Below are 14,872 nucleotides of genomic sequence, written 5' to 3'. Positions count from 1 at the left end.
TCGCACTGCCATACAATCTGCCTTTGTCGCAGCCTTTTTACATGACAAGGCAAACCATCGGTTCTTATACTCTTACCCATGTGCCCGACATGGTCTGATCAAGGAACGGTCGACGGATAGATGCGAAAGAAGAAAGAAAGTCTCCGTGCGAGCATTCTGGAAAGTCTGAAGAACCGAAAGAAATCGCGCCCCAAACCGGCCGGCGGCAAGCCGGACCGACCTGAAGGCACATTGATCGCCTCCTACAATGTCCATAAATGCGTCGGCGCCGACCGCCGCTTCGATCCCGAAAGAACAAGCCGCGTCATCCATGAAATCGATGCCGATGTCATCGGCCTGCAGGAAGCCGATACGCGTTTTGGAGAACGCACCGGTATCCTCGATCTGCGCCGGCTCGAACGCGAGACGGGTCTTATCCCGGTGCCGATCGCCGGCGTTACCAAGGCGCATGGCTGGCACGGCAATGTCGTGCTTTTCAAGCAGGGCACGGTTCGCGATGTGCATCAGATCAACCTGCCCGGGCTGGAGCCGCGCGGCGCCTTGATTGCCGAACTGGAATTGGCGAGCGGCGGCAGCCTCAGGATCATTGCCGCACATCTCGGCCTGCTGCATCGCTCGCGTGCGCAGCAGACGCGCCTGATCGTCGACCTGATGAACGACGGCAGCGAGACGCCCACCATCCTTCTCGGCGATCTCAATGAGTGGCGTCTGGGCGACCGCTCGTCCCTCAATACCTTTCAGAACGCCTTTGGACCATTGCCTCCCGCTGTTCCGAGCTTCCCCTCGACGCTGCCGCTTCTGGCGCTCGATCGCATCATGGCAAACCGTCGCGGCATGATCTCAGCTGTCGAGGTGCATGACTCGCCGCTGGCGCGCGTGGCATCGGATCATCTGCCCATCAAGGCCGTGGTCAGCCTGGAAGCGCTCGACGTCGACGCCCGGATGCATTCACAGACTGCCTAGACATTATCGACATCCTTCATGTTGATCCCACCGATATATGTGATGACGGGCGAAGGACCATCTTATAGTCTGCCCGCCGAAATGACCGATCCGGGAGACAATCATGCTGAAAACTCTGTTGCTGACCGGCGCCGCCGGCGGCGTTGGCCAGGCAATCCGGCCGCTTCTGTCGCAGATCGCCGAGAATGTCGTATTGTCCGACCTCGCGCCGATAAGCGACCTGCGCCCGAACGAGCGTTTCGTCGCCTGCGATCTCGCCGACCGCAGCGGCGTCGACGCGATGGTGAAAGGTGTGGACGGCATCATCCATCTTGGCGGGATCTCAGTGGAAAAGCCCTTCGATCTGATCATGCAGGGCAATATCCTCGGCCTCTATAATCTCTATGAAGCCGCTCGCGCCGCCGGCAAGCCGCGCATCGTCTTTGCGAGCTCCAATCATACAATCGGCTTTTATCGCCGGGATGAGCGGATCGACAACAAGGTGCCGACACGGCCGGACTCGCTCTATGGCGTGTCAAAGGTGTTCGGCGAGGCGGTCGCCAGCCTCTATTTCGACAAGTTCGGCCAGGAAACGCTTTCAGTGCGCATAGGCTCGTGCTTTCCCGAGCCGCGCAATACGCGCATGCTCGCCACATGGTTCAGCGTCCGGGATTTTCTCTCCCTTTGCGGCTGCGCTTTCGACGCGCCCAGGCTGGGGCACACGATCGTCTATGGCGCCTCCGACAATGACGAGCAGTGGTGGGACAACAGCAATGCCGCTTTCCTCGGCTGGAAACCGCGCGACAGTGCCGCTCCATGGCGAGCGGAAATCCTATCAAGAACACCGCCGGAAGATCCCAACGATCCGGCCGTCATCTTCCAAGGGGGCGGTTTCGCCTCGTCCGGCCATCCCGAGGACTGATCGTCAGACGCCGTTGCGGAACAGCTTCCAGCGGGTCGGCCTGAAGGCGATGCGATTGCGATCCAGCGCATCGGCCTTGTTCGGCGGCAACTCGATCTCGATGCCCTCATGCTCGGGACCGATATCAATCTCAAGATGGCGAGTGCCCGCGACGCGGCGGCTGGCGACAAGCAGGCCAGCAATCGCGCCGGAATCGCCATCGCTCAGTTCGATGTCATGCGGACGGAAATACAGGTGAGCCTCGCCGTCCGGTTCGTGCGGCGTGCTGAGCCCCAGCGGTTTGTCGTCGAACCAGATTTCGCCGCTGGTGATGCGCACCTTGACGCGATTTGACTGGCCGATGAACCCATAGACGAAAGGCGAATTCGGCGTATCGTAGATTTCGTCCGGCGTGCCGACCTGTTCGATGGCGCCCTTGTTGAGCACGACGACGCGGTCGGCAAGCTCAAGCGCCTCTTCCTGATCGTGGGTCACGAAAACAGTCGTGTGGCCAGTTCGATCATGGATCTCCCGCAACCATTTGCGCAAGTCCTTGCGCACCTGCGCATCGAGCGCGCCGAAGGGCTCGTCGAGAAGCAGGACATTCGGCTCCACCGCCATGGCGCGCGCCAGCGCGACGCGCTGCCGCTGACCGCCGGAAAGCTGCGTCGGATAACGCTTCTCCAGGCCCTTCAGTTGCACAAGCTCCAGCAATTCCATGGCACGCCGGCGAATTTCATCGCGTGGCGGACGACGCGATGCCGAGCGGACCTTGAGGCCGAAGGAGATATTGTCGAGCACCGTCATGTGCCGGAAGAGCGCGTAGTGTTGAAACACGAAGCCGATATTGCGCTGCTGCACGGTCTTCAGCGAAGCATCATCCTCACCGAAGAAAATCTTGCCTTCCGTCGGTGTTTCCAATCCGGCGATCAGACGCAGCAGCGTCGTCTTGCCGGAGCCGGAAGGGCCGAGAAGCGCAATCAGTTCGCTCGAGCGGATGTCCAGGGAAACATCGTGCAGAGCGGGAAATCGACCGAATTCCTTGCGCAGATTTTGAACGCGAACTTCCATCAAGAATTCCTTCAGTGACGCCGGCTGGCTGCGATCTCTTCGCTATAGCGCATTTCCAGCAACGTCTTCAGTATCAGTGTGATCAGAGCAAGCAGAGCCAGTAACGTGGCAACGGCAAAAGCCCCGGAGAAATTATATTCGTTATAGAGAATCTCGACCTGCAAAGGCATCGTGTTGGTTTCGCCGCGGATGTGGCCCGAGACGACCGAGACGGCGCCGAACTCGCCCATAGCACGGGCATTGCAAAGCAGCACGCCGTAGAGCAGACCCCATTTGATGTTCGGTAGTGTGACATACCAGAAGGTCTGCCAGCCATTGGCCCCGAGCGAAAGCGCCGCCTCCTCGTCCGCACTGCCCTGCTCCTGCATCAGCGGGATCAGTTCGCGCGCAACGAAGGGAAAGGTGACAAACATCGTCGCCAGCACAAGGCCCGGAACCGCAAACAGGATCTGAATGCCGTTGCTCTGCAGCCAGGGGCCAAGCGCGCTGTTCGAACTGAACAGCAGCACGAAGACCAGACCGGAGATGACCGGGGACACCGAGAACGGCAGATCGATCAGCGTCGTCAGGAACGCCTTGCCCTTGAATTCGAACTTGGCGATCGCCCATGCGGCAGCGACGCCGCAGACGAGGTTAAGCGGCACGCTGATGCCGGCAACGATCAATGTGAGCCGGATGGCCGCGAAAGTCTCTTCGTCGACGAGGGCTTCGAAGAAGGTCTCGATCCCCTTGCGGAAAGCCTCCACGAAAACGGCCGCGAGCGGCAGAAGTACCATCAGCGTCAGGAAGACCAGCGAGATCGAGATGAAAATAATACGGGCAAATCGGCTTTCGGTGATGACCGAATGACCCGTATCCGCTGCGGCAGAAAGATCATGCGCCATAGCCATATCTCCTTCTGCTCCAAGACTGGATGAGGTTTATGATCAAAAGCATAGTGAAGGAAATGAACAGCATCACCGTCGCGATCGCCGTTGCCGCGGAATAATTATACTCCTCCAGACGAATGACGATGAGCAGCGGCGCGATTTCCGAAACATAAGGCTTGTTGCCGGCAATGAAGATGACCGATCCGTATTCGCCGGCCGCACGCGCGAATGCCAGCGCAAACCCTGTCAGGGCTGCAGGAGCAAGGCCTGGCAAGAGCACACGGGTAATCGTCTGGAAGCGCGACGCTCCAAGCGTCGCCGCCGCCTCCTCGACCTCGCGGTCGATCTCCTCCATGACGGGCTGTGCGGTGCGCACCACAAAAGGCAAGCCGACGAAGATCAGCGCGATGACGATGCCGACCGGCGTAAAGGCGATCTTGATACCGAGCGGCGTCAGGAACTGCCCGATCCAGCCATTCGGCGCATAGAGCGTCGTCAGCGCAATGCCGGCCACCGCTGTCGGCAGGGCGAACGGCAGATCGACCATCGCATCGAGGATGCGCTTACCCGGAAAGCGGTATCGCACCAGGACCCAGGCAAGAATGAGCCCGAGCACGGCATTGACCAGCGCCGCGATAAAGGCGCCGCCAAAACTCATGCGCAGCGCATAAAGCGTGCGCACATCAAGCGCGAGAGCCCAGAATTTCTCCCAGCCGAGAGCGCTGCTTTTCCACAGCAGTCCCGACAGCGGAATGAGAACAATGAAGATGAGCCAAGCCAAGGTAACGCCGAGCGCCAATCCGAATCCCGGAATGACGCTCGGCTGCCGTAACCGCCACCGTTTGCGGGTTATAGAATGCATTCAGTCTTATTGCCCCGGCTTGTAAACCTGATCGAAGATGCCGCCATCGTTAAAAAACTTCGGCTGAGCTTGAGACCAACCGCCGAAATCGTCAATGGTTGCGAGCTTCAAGGTCGGAAAGCGGGCGATATCCTTGGGGTCAGCCACTTCCGGCTTGATCGGCCGGTAGTAATGCTTGGCCGCAATCTTCTGGCCTTCATCCGAGTAGAGATAGTTCAGATAGGCTTCCGCGACCTTGCGCGTGCCCTTGGTGTCGACATTGCCATCGACGACGGCAACCGGCGGATCGGCACGGATCGAGAAGGACGGGGTCACGACTTCGAATTTATCCGGACCAAGCTCGTCGAGCGAGAGGTAGGCTTCGTTTTCCCAGGCGAGCAGAACATCGCCGAGACCGCGCTGGACGAAGGTCGTCGTGGCGCCGCGCGCACCGGTATCGAGAACCGGCACATGCTTCAGGAGTTGGGTGAGATATTCCTGCGCCTTGGCATCGTCGCCGCCATTGGCCTGCTTGGCCCAGGCCCAGGCTGCGAGGATGTTCCAGCGGGCGCCACCGGAGGTCTTCGGGTTCGGCGTGATGACTTCAACGCCGTCCTTGACGAGATCCGGCCAGTCCTTGATGCCCTTGGGATTACCCTTGCGCACGAGGAAGACAATGGTCGAAGTATAAGGAACAGAATTGTTCGGGAACTTTGTCTTCCAGTCGGCCGGGATCTTGTGCGTTGCCTTGGCGATCGCGTCGATATCGCCTTCGAGCGCCAGCGTCACCACATCGGCATCGAGACCGTCGATGACCGAGCGGGCTTGCGCGCCGGAGCCGCCATGCGAAGCCTTGATATTGATGGTTTCGCCCGTGTCCTTCTTCCACTTGGCGGCAAAAGCCGTGTTGAAGTCCTTGTAGAGTTCACGGGTCGGATCGTAGGAAACATTGAGAAGCGTCTTGTCCGCCGCCCAGGTCGGCGCGATGGCCGCAATCGAGAAACTACCGATCAGAACTGCGGTGGCGAGAAGCCGAGAAAGCTTTATCGTCTGCATGGATGCACCCCCTTCGTTTGTCCTTAAACCCTATCAACTTGGTCGTATAAAGTAACGAAGACAGTTCCCGTTTTGGGCAACTACGGAGAACAGCATCCCATAGAATCGGGAAAAGTGAAATCACATTCCCGAATGACTATCAGGGCGCGATGGGCGATATCGTCAGAGAATGGTGTCGGAGAGGAATACGGAATAGAGTTCGTCGGCAGTCTTTGCCTGCCGCATCGCCGTCAGGACACCTTCTGTCCTCAAGCGCCTGGCGATCGCGGCGAGCACGTTCAGATAGTCGCTGCGGCCAGCCTCACCGAAGAGCAGGACGAACGCCCATTCCGTCGGCACGTCATCGATAGCCTCGAAATCAACGGCATGGGCAAAATGCACCATCAACCCTCTCGGCCGCGTCATGCCGGCAATGGCTGCATGTGGAACGGCAACACCGTTGCCGATCCCGGTCGTGCCCAGCTTTTCGCGTGTCTCCAGTGCCCGCAGCACCATTGTCTCATCCAGACCGAAGCAACTGGCCGCCTTCGACGACAATATCTGCAGCGCACGCCACTTGGTCGGAGCAGAGACGCCGACAAAAACATGTTCGGGAAGAATGATGGTGGAAAGATCCATGGTCGCACTCAAGGTCGGGCAATAAATTCTGAAATGACATTCATCGCCGTAAGATCGAGGCCAAATCGCCTCGATAATCGGCTCTGGTTCCCGGCCGCCTCAATCCGGTTCCCGCAGTCGGTAGCCGACACCTGTCTCGGTCGTGATATATTGCGGCTGATCAGGCACCTCTTCGATCTTCTGCCTGAGCTGGCGGACATAGACACGCAGATACTGCACATCGGCCGCCGGCCCCCAAATCTGTTTCAACAGGAACTGGTGCGTCAGCACCTTGCCGGCATGCTGGGCAAGCACGCGCAGGATGTCGTATTCCTTGGGCGACAGCTTGATCTCCTTGCCATCGACCTTGACGATGCGCTTGACGAGATCGATGGACAGACCGCCGGTCTGGAAGATTGCCTTCTCGCCCTGCTGCTGCAGGCGATGGCGTAGCGCCACGCGGATGCGCGCCGCAAGCTCGTTGACGCCGAAGGGCTTGGTCACATAGTCGTCGGCACCGCTTTCGAGCGCCTTGACGATACCCGCCTCGTCGGTGCGACTGGACAGGATGACAACGGGGATCTGAACTCCATCCTCACGCCATTCCAGGAGCAGATCCTGCCCCGATTTGTCCGGCAGACCGAGATCGAGCACGATCAGGTCGGGCTGGTCCTCGTCGACCGATGCCTGAGCCGATGCGGCGTTCTGCGCCTCGTTGACGACATAGCCTTGGGCACCCAGGCCAACGCGCAGCAGCTTACGGATCGGTGGCTCATCATCGACGACGAGGATCTTGACGGCAGTGGTGTTCATTTCAGCTCATCCAGCTTCGGGACATCGGTTGGTTTCGGCAGGCGGATGGTGAAGACGGCCCCCTGCCGATCCGTTCTGTTGCCGGCAGCGATCGTGCCGCCCATCGCTTCGATGAAACCGCGGCAGATGGAAAGGCCAAGGCCGGTGCCGGCGCGCACCTGATCACCCTTGCGCACGCGATAGAACGTATCGAAGACGCGTTCGAGGTCGGCAGGCGGAATGCCCAGCCCTTCATCCATGACCCTGAAGACGATATTGTCGATATCAGCCCAGGCTTCGAGGCGGATCGCCGATCCTTCCGGCGCGTATTTGGCGGCATTGTCGAGCAGGTTGAACAGCACCTGTTCGAACAGCACCGGATCGACCTTCACCATCGGCAGATCGATGGGCATCTGCACGTCGACGCGATGATGGATCAGGATCTTCGCAGCGCGCCGCAATGCGCTGCCGACAATATCGCCGGCATAATGCAGGGCATAGTTCGGCTCCATCGCACCGGACTCGATCTTGGTCATATCGAGCAGGTTGGCGATGAAGCGGTTGAGGCGCTCGGATTCATCGATGACAGTCGACAGGAGATCGACGCGATCTTCGTGCGGCAGCGTCTCCAGATAGTCGCGCAGCGTTCCAGCCGCGCCGAGAATGGCCGCAAGCGGCGTTTTCAAATCATGCGAAATGGACGTTAGCAGTGCGGAGCGTAGCCGATCGGCCTCAACGGCCAGCTTGGCGCGGTCCACATCCGCAACCAGTTGCACGCGCTCGATCGCAAGTGCGGCCTGATCCGCAAGGGCATCGAGCAGCCGCTGCTGCTCCGGCGTCAGAAGCGGACCGTCGCGACGGTCGCTGTCGAGACCGATGACGCCGACGGCGGTACGGCCGGTGCGCAGGGGAACATAAAGACGCTTGGCCCCGGGTAGCGTATCGGCGCCACGGCCGGCGGCGTGATTATGTTCCCAGGCCCAGCGCGCCGCCGCGATATCGGCATCATCGAGCGTATCGTCAGGGGGATAGCCGGCCTTGACCGCGATCGTGCCGTGCTCCGGCAGAAGCAGCACGACCCGCAGCTTCAACATCGAGGCCAACTGAAAGGCGGTTGCCCACAGCACATCGTCGAGCGTGCCGGTGCCGGCAAGTTTCTTCGAAAAGAGATAGAGGTCTTCCGTCGTTCGCGCGCGCTGCCTTGCCGCTGCCGCCTGCCGCTGCACCGTCGCCGTCAGGTTACTCGCAATGACCGCGACGCCGAGGAAGAAGAAGAACGCGAGCACGCTTTCCGGATCGCTGATCGTCAGCGTGTAGCGCGGCGGCAGGAAAAAGAAATTGAAGGCGAGCGCGCCGAGAATGCAGGAATAAAGCGCCGGGCGCAGGCCCTGCGTTACCGCGCTGGCCAGCACAGCCATCAGGAAGACCAGGGCGAGGTTTCGCACATCCAGCACCTGATCGAGGATGACGCAGAAACCGAGCGCAATGGCGACATAGAGCGTTGCCAGAACATAGCCACGCAGCTGGAAGGGAGGCGGCGAAGGCGCCACCTTGACGCCACGCCTTGCAGCCTCGCCATCCGCATCGCTGCCGGAAATGACATGGACGCTGATATCCCCGGCCCTGCGGATAAGATCATAGGAAACGGAACGGCGGGACCAATCGCGCCAGGAGCCGATTTTCGGCGAGCCGATGACGATATGGGTGACATTGTTGCTGGCCGAATGGCGAAGCAGCTCCTCTGCCACTTCGCGACCGGGAAGGGTAATGGCTTCGCCACCAAGCTGTTCGGCAAGCCGGAGCGTTGCGGCAATCGTGTCGCGCTGCGCCTCAGTCAGGCTAATCGAGCGGTTGGTCTCGACATAGACGGCAGCCCAGGGCGCGCGCAGGCGCGATGCCATGCGCGCGGCATAGCGGACAAGCGCGGCCGAACGCGGGTGATGATCGATGGAAACGAGCACACGTTCACCGGCAGCCCATGGCCCCTGGATCGCGTGCGCCTGCATATGGGTCAGGAGCTGATCGTCGACGCGCTGCGCCGTGCGCCGCAGCGCCAGCTCGCGCAGCGCGGTCAGGTTGCCAGGCGTGAAATAGTTGGTGAGCGCCCGCTCGGCCGTCTTCGAGACATAGACCTTGCCGTCATGCAGCCGCTTGATGAGATCGTCTGGCGTGAGATCGATGATTTCGACATCGTCGGCGAGATCGATGATCGAATCCGGCACCGTCTCGCGCACGCGGATGCGGGTAATCTGCGAGACGACGTCATTCAGGCTTTCGACATGCTGGATATTCAGCGTCGTGTAGACGTCGATCCCGCGTTCGAGCAGCTCCTTGACATCGAGATAGCGTTTGGGATGCCGGCTGCCATGCGCATTGGTATGGGCAAGTTCGTCGACAAGCACCAGTTCGGGGCGGCGTTTCAGGATGGCATCGAGATCCATCTCCTCAAGCGCCCTGCCCTTATAGTCGACATTGACGCGCGGAACGATCTCGAACCCGTCGAGCAGGGCCTGCGTCTCGCGGCGGCCGTGGGTCTCAACGACGCCGACCACGACATCGACGCCGTCGGCGATCTTCGCCCTGCCGGACATCAGCATCTCATAGGTCTTGCCGACGCCTGGCGCCGCACCCAGAAAGATCTTCAATCGCCCGCGTGTCTCGGCCCGCGCTTTTTCGAGAAGCGCATCGGGGGAAGGCCTGCTCAACATGTCGCGGCTTTCATCTGCCATTCGCGGGTCGTCTTTCCTGATAAGGTTGAGACGGCGCTAACCGTCTCAACCCCTTCAACTCATTGAGTCATAGAAGCATCGAGCGCCTGGTTCAATGCCAGCACATTGACGACAGGCTCGCCAAGAACGCCAAGCTCCCGCGGCTCGATGGCTGCGTCGACGAGCGACTTGACCTTGGCCTCGTCCATGTTGCGGGCCTTGGCGACGCGCGGCACCTGGAAATAGGCATCGTCAGGCGAGATGTGCGGGTCAAGACCGCTGCCGGATGTCGTCACCATATCGATCGGAACCGGCGTGTTGGGATTCTGCGCCTGCAGTGTTGCGGCATCGCCCTTGATGCGTGTCATCAGGCTCGAATTCGTCGGACCGAGATTGGAACCGCCGGAATTGGCCGCATTGTAGGGTGCGGAAACCGACTTGGTCGGGTCATTCGGGTCTGCGCCGGTCGTAGCAGACGGGCGGCCGTGGAAATACTTATCCGCCGTGAAATTCTGACCGATAAGGCTCGAGCCGATCACCTTGCCGTCCTTCTCCACCAGGCTGCCATTAGCCTGATGGGGAAAGAGCGCTTGGGCAACGCCCGTCATGGCAAGGGGATAGGCAAGACCGGTCAGGACGGTCGTGGCGACGATCATGACGATGGCGGGTCTGATTTGTTTCAACATGAGAGAAACTCCTTAGGCGAGGCCGATGGCGGTGATCGCCATGTCGATGGCCTTGATGCCGATGAAGGGGACGATGATGCCGCCGAGGCCGTAGATCAAAAGGTTGCGGCTGAGCAGCGCGCCTGCGCCGATCGGGCGATAGCGGACCCCCTTCAACGATAGCGGGATCAGTGCGACGATGATGAGCGCATTGAAGATGATAGCCGAGAGGATGGCGCTTTGCGGCGTTGCCAGCCCCATGATGTTCAGCATCTTCAGCTGCGGATAGAAGGCGATGAACATCGCCGGGATGATGGCGAAATACTTGGCGATATCGTTGGCGATGGAGAAGGTCGTCAGGGCGCCGCGGGTCATCAGCAGCTGCTTGCCGATTTCGACGATCTCGATGAGCTTCGTCGGGTCGCTGTCGAGATCGACCATGTTGCCGGCCTCGCGGGCCGCGACCGTACCGGTGTTCATGGCAACGCCGACATCGGCCTGGGCGAGTGCGGGCGCGTCGTTCGTGCCGTCGCCGCACATGGCGACGAGCTTGCCCTTGGACTGCTCCTCGCGCATCAACGCCAGTTTCATCTCCGGGGTCGCCTGGGCAAGGAAGTCGTCGACGCCGGCTTCCGCGGCAATGGCGGCTGCCGTCAGCGGGTTGTCGCCCGTGATCATGACGGTGCGGATGCCCATGCGGCGCAACTCTGCGAAACGCTCGCGGATGCCACCCTTGACAATATCCTTGAGATGGATGACGCCGAGCAGCCGGCCATCGCGGGCAACGGCAAGCGGCGTGCCGCCAGCCTTGGCTATCTCGTCGGCGATCACCTGCAGTTCGCGCAGTGTTTCGCTCGACGTACGGGAGATGACGGCGGTACCCTCATGGCTGCCATTGGCAGCACCTTCGACATAGGAGAGGACGGCATCGACGGCACCCTTGCGGATCGACGAACCTTCGAGGTCGACGCCGCTCATGCGGGTCTGCGCAGTGAAGGGAACAAACGTCGCCTTCAGGCTCGTCATGTCGCGGCCGCGGATCGCATATTTTTCCTTGGCGAGCACGACGATCGAGCGTCCCTCAGGTGTTTCGTCGGCAAGCGAGGCAAGCTGTGCGGCATCGGCGAGATCCTGTTCGCTGATACCCCGGACGGGGCGGAACGCGGTCGCCTGGCGGTTGCCGAGCGTGATCGTCCCGGTCTTGTCGAGGAGCAGCGTATCGACGTCGCCGGCGGCCTCGACGGCTCGGCCGGACATGGCAAGCACGTTGAAGCGCACTAGGCGGTCCATGCCGGCAATACCGATTGCCGAAAGCAGAGCGCCGATTGTGGTCGGGATCAGCGTCACGAAGAGCGCAACGAGCACGACCGTCTGGATCGAGCCGCCGGCATAGGCGGCAAAGCTCGGGATGGTGACGGTCGCGAGCACGAAGATCAGCGTCATGCCGGCCAGCAGAATGTTCAGCGCGATTTCGTTCGGCGTCTTCTGCCGTTCGGCACCTTCGACCAGCGCGATCATGCGGTCGATGAAGGTCGAGCCGGCGGCGGCCGTGATGCGCACGCGAATTTCATCCGACAGAACCTGCGTACCGCCTGTTACGGCCGAGCGATCGCCGCCCGATTCACGGATGACGGGTGCGGATTCGCCGGTGATCGCGGCTTCGTTGACGGAGGCTACGCCTTCGATAACTTCGCCGTCCGAGGGGATGATGTCGCCGGCTTCGACCAACACGATGTCGCCGACCTTGAGGCTGGTGCCAGGCACCATCTTGTAGTCGGTGCGGCTGTTGCCGACGAGCAGCTTCGCCTGGGTTTCGGTGCGCGACTTGCGCAGCGAATCCGCCTGTGCCTTGCCGCGGCCTTCGGCGACAGCCTCCGCGAAGTTGGCAAACAATACCGTGAACCACAGCCAGATATTGATCTGTAGCGAGAAGGCAAGATTGCCGCCGCCGGTGACGAGGTCGCGCAGGAAGAGAACGGTCGTCAGCATCGAAACGACGGCGACCACGAACATGACGGGGTTCTTGGCGAGCGTGCGCGGGTTCAACTTCTTGAACGAAGCGCCGATCGCCGGAACGAGAATGCGAGAATCCAGAATACTCGCTGATTTTAACTGGCTCATAAGAGGCTCCAGCGTGAAGAGGAAAACGTCAGATCGGAACGCAGCCGATCAGCCGATTAAAAATCCGAAGACGACAAGACCGAGAAACAGGGCAACCATCGCCAGCAAAATGGCGTCGGAAGCGCAGGTTATTCCGGCCGGGCCACGCCCCCTATCGAAGGGGCGTGGATCGATGACTTTTCTAAGTTTGCCTAGAAGCGGTTGGCTCATGGCCCTCATCCCTTAAAAGGTCTGGCCCGCAATCATCGACAGATGTTCGACGATCGGTCCAAGCGCCAGCGCCGGGAAGAAGGTCAGGCCGCCGACGATCAGGATCGTACCGACGAGCAGGCCGACGAAGAGCGGGCCGTCCGTCGGAAAGGTACCAGCCGAGGCAGGAACAGTCTTCTTGCTGATCAGCGAGCCGGCAATCGCAAGGGCCGGAACGATGACCAGGAAGCGGCCGATCAGCATGACGATACCGAGGGTGGTATTATACCAGGGGGTGTTGCCGGTCAGGCCGCCGAAGGCCGAGCCGTTGTTTGCCGCGGCCGAGCTGTAGGCATAGAGGATTTCCGAGAAGCCGTGCGGGCCTGCATTGGCGATCGAGGCGACGGCGGAGGGCAATACCACGGATATTGCCGTGAAGATCAGCATGCCGGCAGGCAGGCAAAGCACGGCAAGCATTGCCATCTTTACTTCCTTGGCTTCGATCTTCTTACCGAGATATTCCGGTGTGCGCCCGACCATGAGGCCTGCAACGAAGATGGCAATGATGACGAACATCAAGATGCCATAGAAGCCGGCGCCGACGCCGCCGACGATGACTTCGCCGAGCTGCAGGTTGATGAGAGGGATCAGCCCGCCGATCGCGGTGAAACTATCGAGCATGCCGTTGACCGCACCGCACGATGCCGCCGTGGTGATGACTGCGAAGAGCGAGGAGGCAGCAATGCCGAAGCGGACTTCCTTACCTTCCATATTGCCGCCCTGGATGCCGAGCGCATGAACAAGCGGATTGCCTGCCGCTTCAGCCCAATAGGTGACGATCACGCCGGCGATAAACAGCGTACCCATCGCAGCCAGGATCGCCCAGCCCTGCCGCTGGCTGCCGACCATGCGGCCGAAGACGTTGGTGAGCGCCGCGCCGACGGCGAAGATCGACAGCATCTGAATAAGGTTGGAGATCGCGTCCGGGTTTTCGAATGGATGCGCCGAGTTGGCATTGAAGAAGCCGCCGCCATTCGTGCCGAGCATCTTGATGGCAAGCTGCGAAGCAACGGGACCGACCGCGATCGTCTGCTGCGCACCTTCGAGCGTCGTTGCGTTGACATAGGGACCGAGCGTCTGCGGTACGCCGAGATAGACGAAAGCAATCGTCAGTACGATGCAGATCGGTAGCAGCACGTAAAGCGTCGCGCGGATCATATCGACCCAGAAGTTGCCGATCGCCTTGCCAGAGGCACGTGCGAAGGCACGAATCAACGCAATGGCGATGGCGATACCGGTTGCCGCGGAAACGAAGTTCTGCACCGTCAGGCCGGCCATCTGTACCAGGTAGGACATCGTGCTTTCGCCACCATAGTTCTGCCAGTTGGTATTGGTGACGAAGCTCGTTGCCGTGTTGAAGGACAGTTCCGGGCCGACCGCGGTCATGCCGGCCGGATTGTACGGCAGGCCGCCCTGCAGGCGCTGCAGTGCATAAAGAACCAGGAAACCGGCAAGGCTGAACAGCAGCATCGAGACCGAATAGGTCGTCCAGTGCTGCTCTTCGCGCTCATCCGTGCCGGCCAAACGATAAAGTCCCCGTTCCACAGGACGGAGGACGAAGGAGAGGAAGGTGCGCTCGCCGGTAAAGACACGTGTCATGTAACCGCCGAGCGGTTTGACGAGCAGGAGAAGGATCCCGATGTAAATAAGGATCTGAAGCCATCCGTTGAGGGTCATGGAAGTAACTTTCCCTATCCAGCGCTGTTAGAAGCGCTCGGGGCGAATGAGAGCATAGACCAGGTAGACGGTGAGAAAGATCGTCACGCCGCCACCGAGAATGTAATCGAGAAGCATTGCCGTCTCTCCGACTAGAGGCTGTCGCAGGCCTTGGTATAGGCGACGCAAAGGAGGAAGAATAAAACGCCGATCCCGACAAGAAGAATGTCCATCATCGATCGCGATTCCTTGATTGTTATTGTTGAATGCAGAAATGATGGAGAGCGCCCTTATTCAGAGCGCCTCTTTTTCCTGCCGACCAGGAAGATCACTTGGGGTTATCTTCCACACACAATATGCGACCGAACCGCATTAAGGTTCGAGACGGCGGAGAAGTGGAAGAT

At 60.3% G+C, this 14,872-nt stretch carries 14 protein-coding genes; 2 read left to right on the top strand and 12 right to left on the bottom strand.

All coding sequences use genetic code 11. The annotated features are described in order from the left end of the window. Positions 1-120 precede the first annotated feature (120 nt). Together GA0061100_RS13255 and GA0061100_RS13250 are read left to right on the top strand one after the other, a co-directional pair. Entirely contained in the window at positions 121-963 is an 843-nt protein-coding gene (locus tag GA0061100_RS13255) for an endonuclease/exonuclease/phosphatase family protein (RefSeq protein WP_075853149.1), read from the top strand. Between the two features lie 103 nt (positions 964-1,066). Then, entirely contained in the window at positions 1,067-1,864 is a 798-nt protein-coding gene (locus GA0061100_RS13250; protein WP_075853148.1) for an NAD-dependent epimerase/dehydratase family protein, read from the top strand. 3 nt (positions 1,865-1,867) lie between these two features. On the opposite strand, the gene GA0061100_RS13245 is transcribed toward GA0061100_RS13250, so the two are convergent. The 12 genes from GA0061100_RS13245 to kdpF form a co-directional block, all read right to left on the bottom strand. After that, positions 1,868-2,914 carry a sulfate/molybdate ABC transporter ATP-binding protein gene (locus tag GA0061100_RS13245; RefSeq protein WP_075853147.1) on the bottom strand — a complete coding sequence of 349 codons (1,047 nt, stop codon included), beginning with the start codon at positions 2,912-2,914 and terminating at the stop codon, positions 1,868-1,870. Positions 2,915-2,925: 11 nt separating this feature from the next. Then, complete coding sequence (cysW, locus tag GA0061100_RS13240; RefSeq protein WP_075853146.1) at positions 2,926-3,798, bottom strand: sulfate ABC transporter permease subunit CysW; 873 nt, start codon at positions 3,796-3,798, stop codon at positions 2,926-2,928. After that, positions 3,788-4,645: a sulfate ABC transporter permease subunit CysT gene (gene cysT / locus GA0061100_RS13235; protein ID WP_075853145.1), complete on the bottom strand. Its 858-nt coding sequence runs from the start codon at positions 4,643-4,645 to the stop codon at positions 3,788-3,790. The genes cysW and cysT overlap by 11 nt, the downstream gene beginning before the upstream one ends. A 6-nt stretch (positions 4,646-4,651) precedes the next feature. Then, the gene (locus GA0061100_RS13230; RefSeq protein WP_075853144.1) at positions 4,652-5,680 is read right to left on the bottom strand and encodes a sulfate ABC transporter substrate-binding protein; all 1,029 of its coding nucleotides are present in this window, start codon (positions 5,678-5,680) and stop codon (positions 4,652-4,654) included. Positions 5,681-5,842: 162 nt separating this feature from the next. Beyond that, positions 5,843-6,298 (bottom strand): PTS sugar transporter subunit IIA, encoded by a 456-nt coding sequence (locus GA0061100_RS13225; protein ID WP_075853143.1) that lies wholly within the window; start codon positions 6,296-6,298, stop codon positions 5,843-5,845. Positions 6,299-6,397: 99 nt separating this feature from the next. Further along, positions 6,398-7,090 carry a response regulator gene (locus GA0061100_RS13220; protein WP_075853142.1) on the bottom strand — a complete coding sequence of 231 codons (693 nt, stop codon included), beginning with the start codon at positions 7,088-7,090 and terminating at the stop codon, positions 6,398-6,400. Next, positions 7,087-9,798: a sensor histidine kinase gene (locus GA0061100_RS13215; protein WP_075853141.1), complete on the bottom strand. Its 2,712-nt coding sequence runs from the start codon at positions 9,796-9,798 to the stop codon at positions 7,087-7,089. Before GA0061100_RS13215 ends, GA0061100_RS13220 begins: the two co-directional genes overlap by 4 nt. 59 nt (positions 9,799-9,857) lie before the next feature. Continuing rightward, positions 9,858-10,463: a K(+)-transporting ATPase subunit C gene (locus tag GA0061100_RS13210; RefSeq protein WP_075853140.1), complete on the bottom strand. Its 606-nt coding sequence runs from the start codon at positions 10,461-10,463 to the stop codon at positions 9,858-9,860. 12 nt (positions 10,464-10,475) lie between these two features. Further along, positions 10,476-12,563 (bottom strand): potassium-transporting ATPase subunit KdpB, encoded by a 2,088-nt coding sequence (kdpB, locus tag GA0061100_RS13205; RefSeq protein WP_075853139.1) that lies wholly within the window; start codon positions 12,561-12,563, stop codon positions 10,476-10,478. Between the two features lie 48 nt (positions 12,564-12,611). Beyond that, entirely contained in the window at positions 12,612-12,773 is a 162-nt protein-coding gene (locus tag GA0061100_RS34660; protein WP_159444778.1) for a hypothetical protein, read from the bottom strand. A gap of 12 nt (positions 12,774-12,785) precedes the next feature. Continuing rightward, positions 12,786-14,489 carry a potassium-transporting ATPase subunit KdpA gene (gene kdpA / locus GA0061100_RS13200; protein WP_075853138.1) on the bottom strand — a complete coding sequence of 568 codons (1,704 nt, stop codon included), beginning with the start codon at positions 14,487-14,489 and terminating at the stop codon, positions 12,786-12,788. Between the two features lie 27 nt (positions 14,490-14,516). After that, a complete protein-coding gene (gene kdpF / locus GA0061100_RS13195; protein WP_041678183.1) occupies positions 14,517-14,606 on the bottom strand; it encodes a K(+)-transporting ATPase subunit F in 90 nt (29 codons plus the stop codon). Positions 14,607-14,872: the final 266 nt, after the last annotated feature.

It is taken from the genome of Martinezella hainanensis (genome assembly GCF_900094555.1).
GTDB lineage: Bacteria > Pseudomonadota > Alphaproteobacteria > Rhizobiales > Rhizobiaceae > Rhizobium > Rhizobium hainanense.
The sequence above is the reverse complement of the archived record's forward strand: the minus strand, read 5'-3'. Positions and strand labels throughout refer to the sequence as shown.

What these genes read in the sequence shown, in the direction of transcription:
- GA0061100_RS13255 (WP_075853149.1), top strand. Translation starts at nt 121, where the DNA reads ATGCGAAAGAAGAAAGAAAGTCTCCGTGCGAGCATTCTGGAAAGTCTG.
- GA0061100_RS13250 (WP_075853148.1), top strand. Translation starts at nt 1,067, where the DNA reads ATGCTGAAAACTCTGTTGCTGACCGGCGCCGCCGGCGGCGTTGGCCAG.
- GA0061100_RS13245 (WP_075853147.1), bottom strand. Translation starts at nt 2,914, where the DNA reads ATGGAAGTTCGCGTTCAAAATCTGCGCAAGGAATTCGGTCGATTTCCC.
- cysW (WP_075853146.1), bottom strand. Translation starts at nt 3,798, where the DNA reads ATGGCGCATGATCTTTCTGCCGCAGCGGATACGGGTCATTCGGTCATC.
- cysT (WP_075853145.1), bottom strand. Translation starts at nt 4,645, where the DNA reads ATGCATTCTATAACCCGCAAACGGTGGCGGTTACGGCAGCCGAGCGTC.
- GA0061100_RS13230 (WP_075853144.1), bottom strand. Translation starts at nt 5,680, where the DNA reads ATGCAGACGATAAAGCTTTCTCGGCTTCTCGCCACCGCAGTTCTGATC.
- GA0061100_RS13225 (WP_075853143.1), bottom strand. Translation starts at nt 6,298, where the DNA reads ATGGATCTTTCCACCATCATTCTTCCCGAACATGTTTTTGTCGGCGTC.
- GA0061100_RS13220 (WP_075853142.1), bottom strand. Translation starts at nt 7,090, where the DNA reads ATGAACACCACTGCCGTCAAGATCCTCGTCGTCGATGATGAGCCACCG.
- GA0061100_RS13215 (WP_075853141.1), bottom strand. Translation starts at nt 9,798, where the DNA reads ATGGCAGATGAAAGCCGCGACATGTTGAGCAGGCCTTCCCCCGATGCG.
- GA0061100_RS13210 (WP_075853140.1), bottom strand. Translation starts at nt 10,463, where the DNA reads ATGTTGAAACAAATCAGACCCGCCATCGTCATGATCGTCGCCACGACC.
- kdpB (WP_075853139.1), bottom strand. Translation starts at nt 12,563, where the DNA reads ATGAGCCAGTTAAAATCAGCGAGTATTCTGGATTCTCGCATTCTCGTT.
- GA0061100_RS34660 (WP_159444778.1), bottom strand. Translation starts at nt 12,773, where the DNA reads ATGAGCCAACCGCTTCTAGGCAAACTTAGAAAAGTCATCGATCCACGC.
- kdpA (WP_075853138.1), bottom strand. Translation starts at nt 14,489, where the DNA reads ATGACCCTCAACGGATGGCTTCAGATCCTTATTTACATCGGGATCCTT.
- kdpF (WP_041678183.1), bottom strand. Translation starts at nt 14,606, where the DNA reads ATGCTTCTCGATTACATTCTCGGTGGCGGCGTGACGATCTTTCTCACC.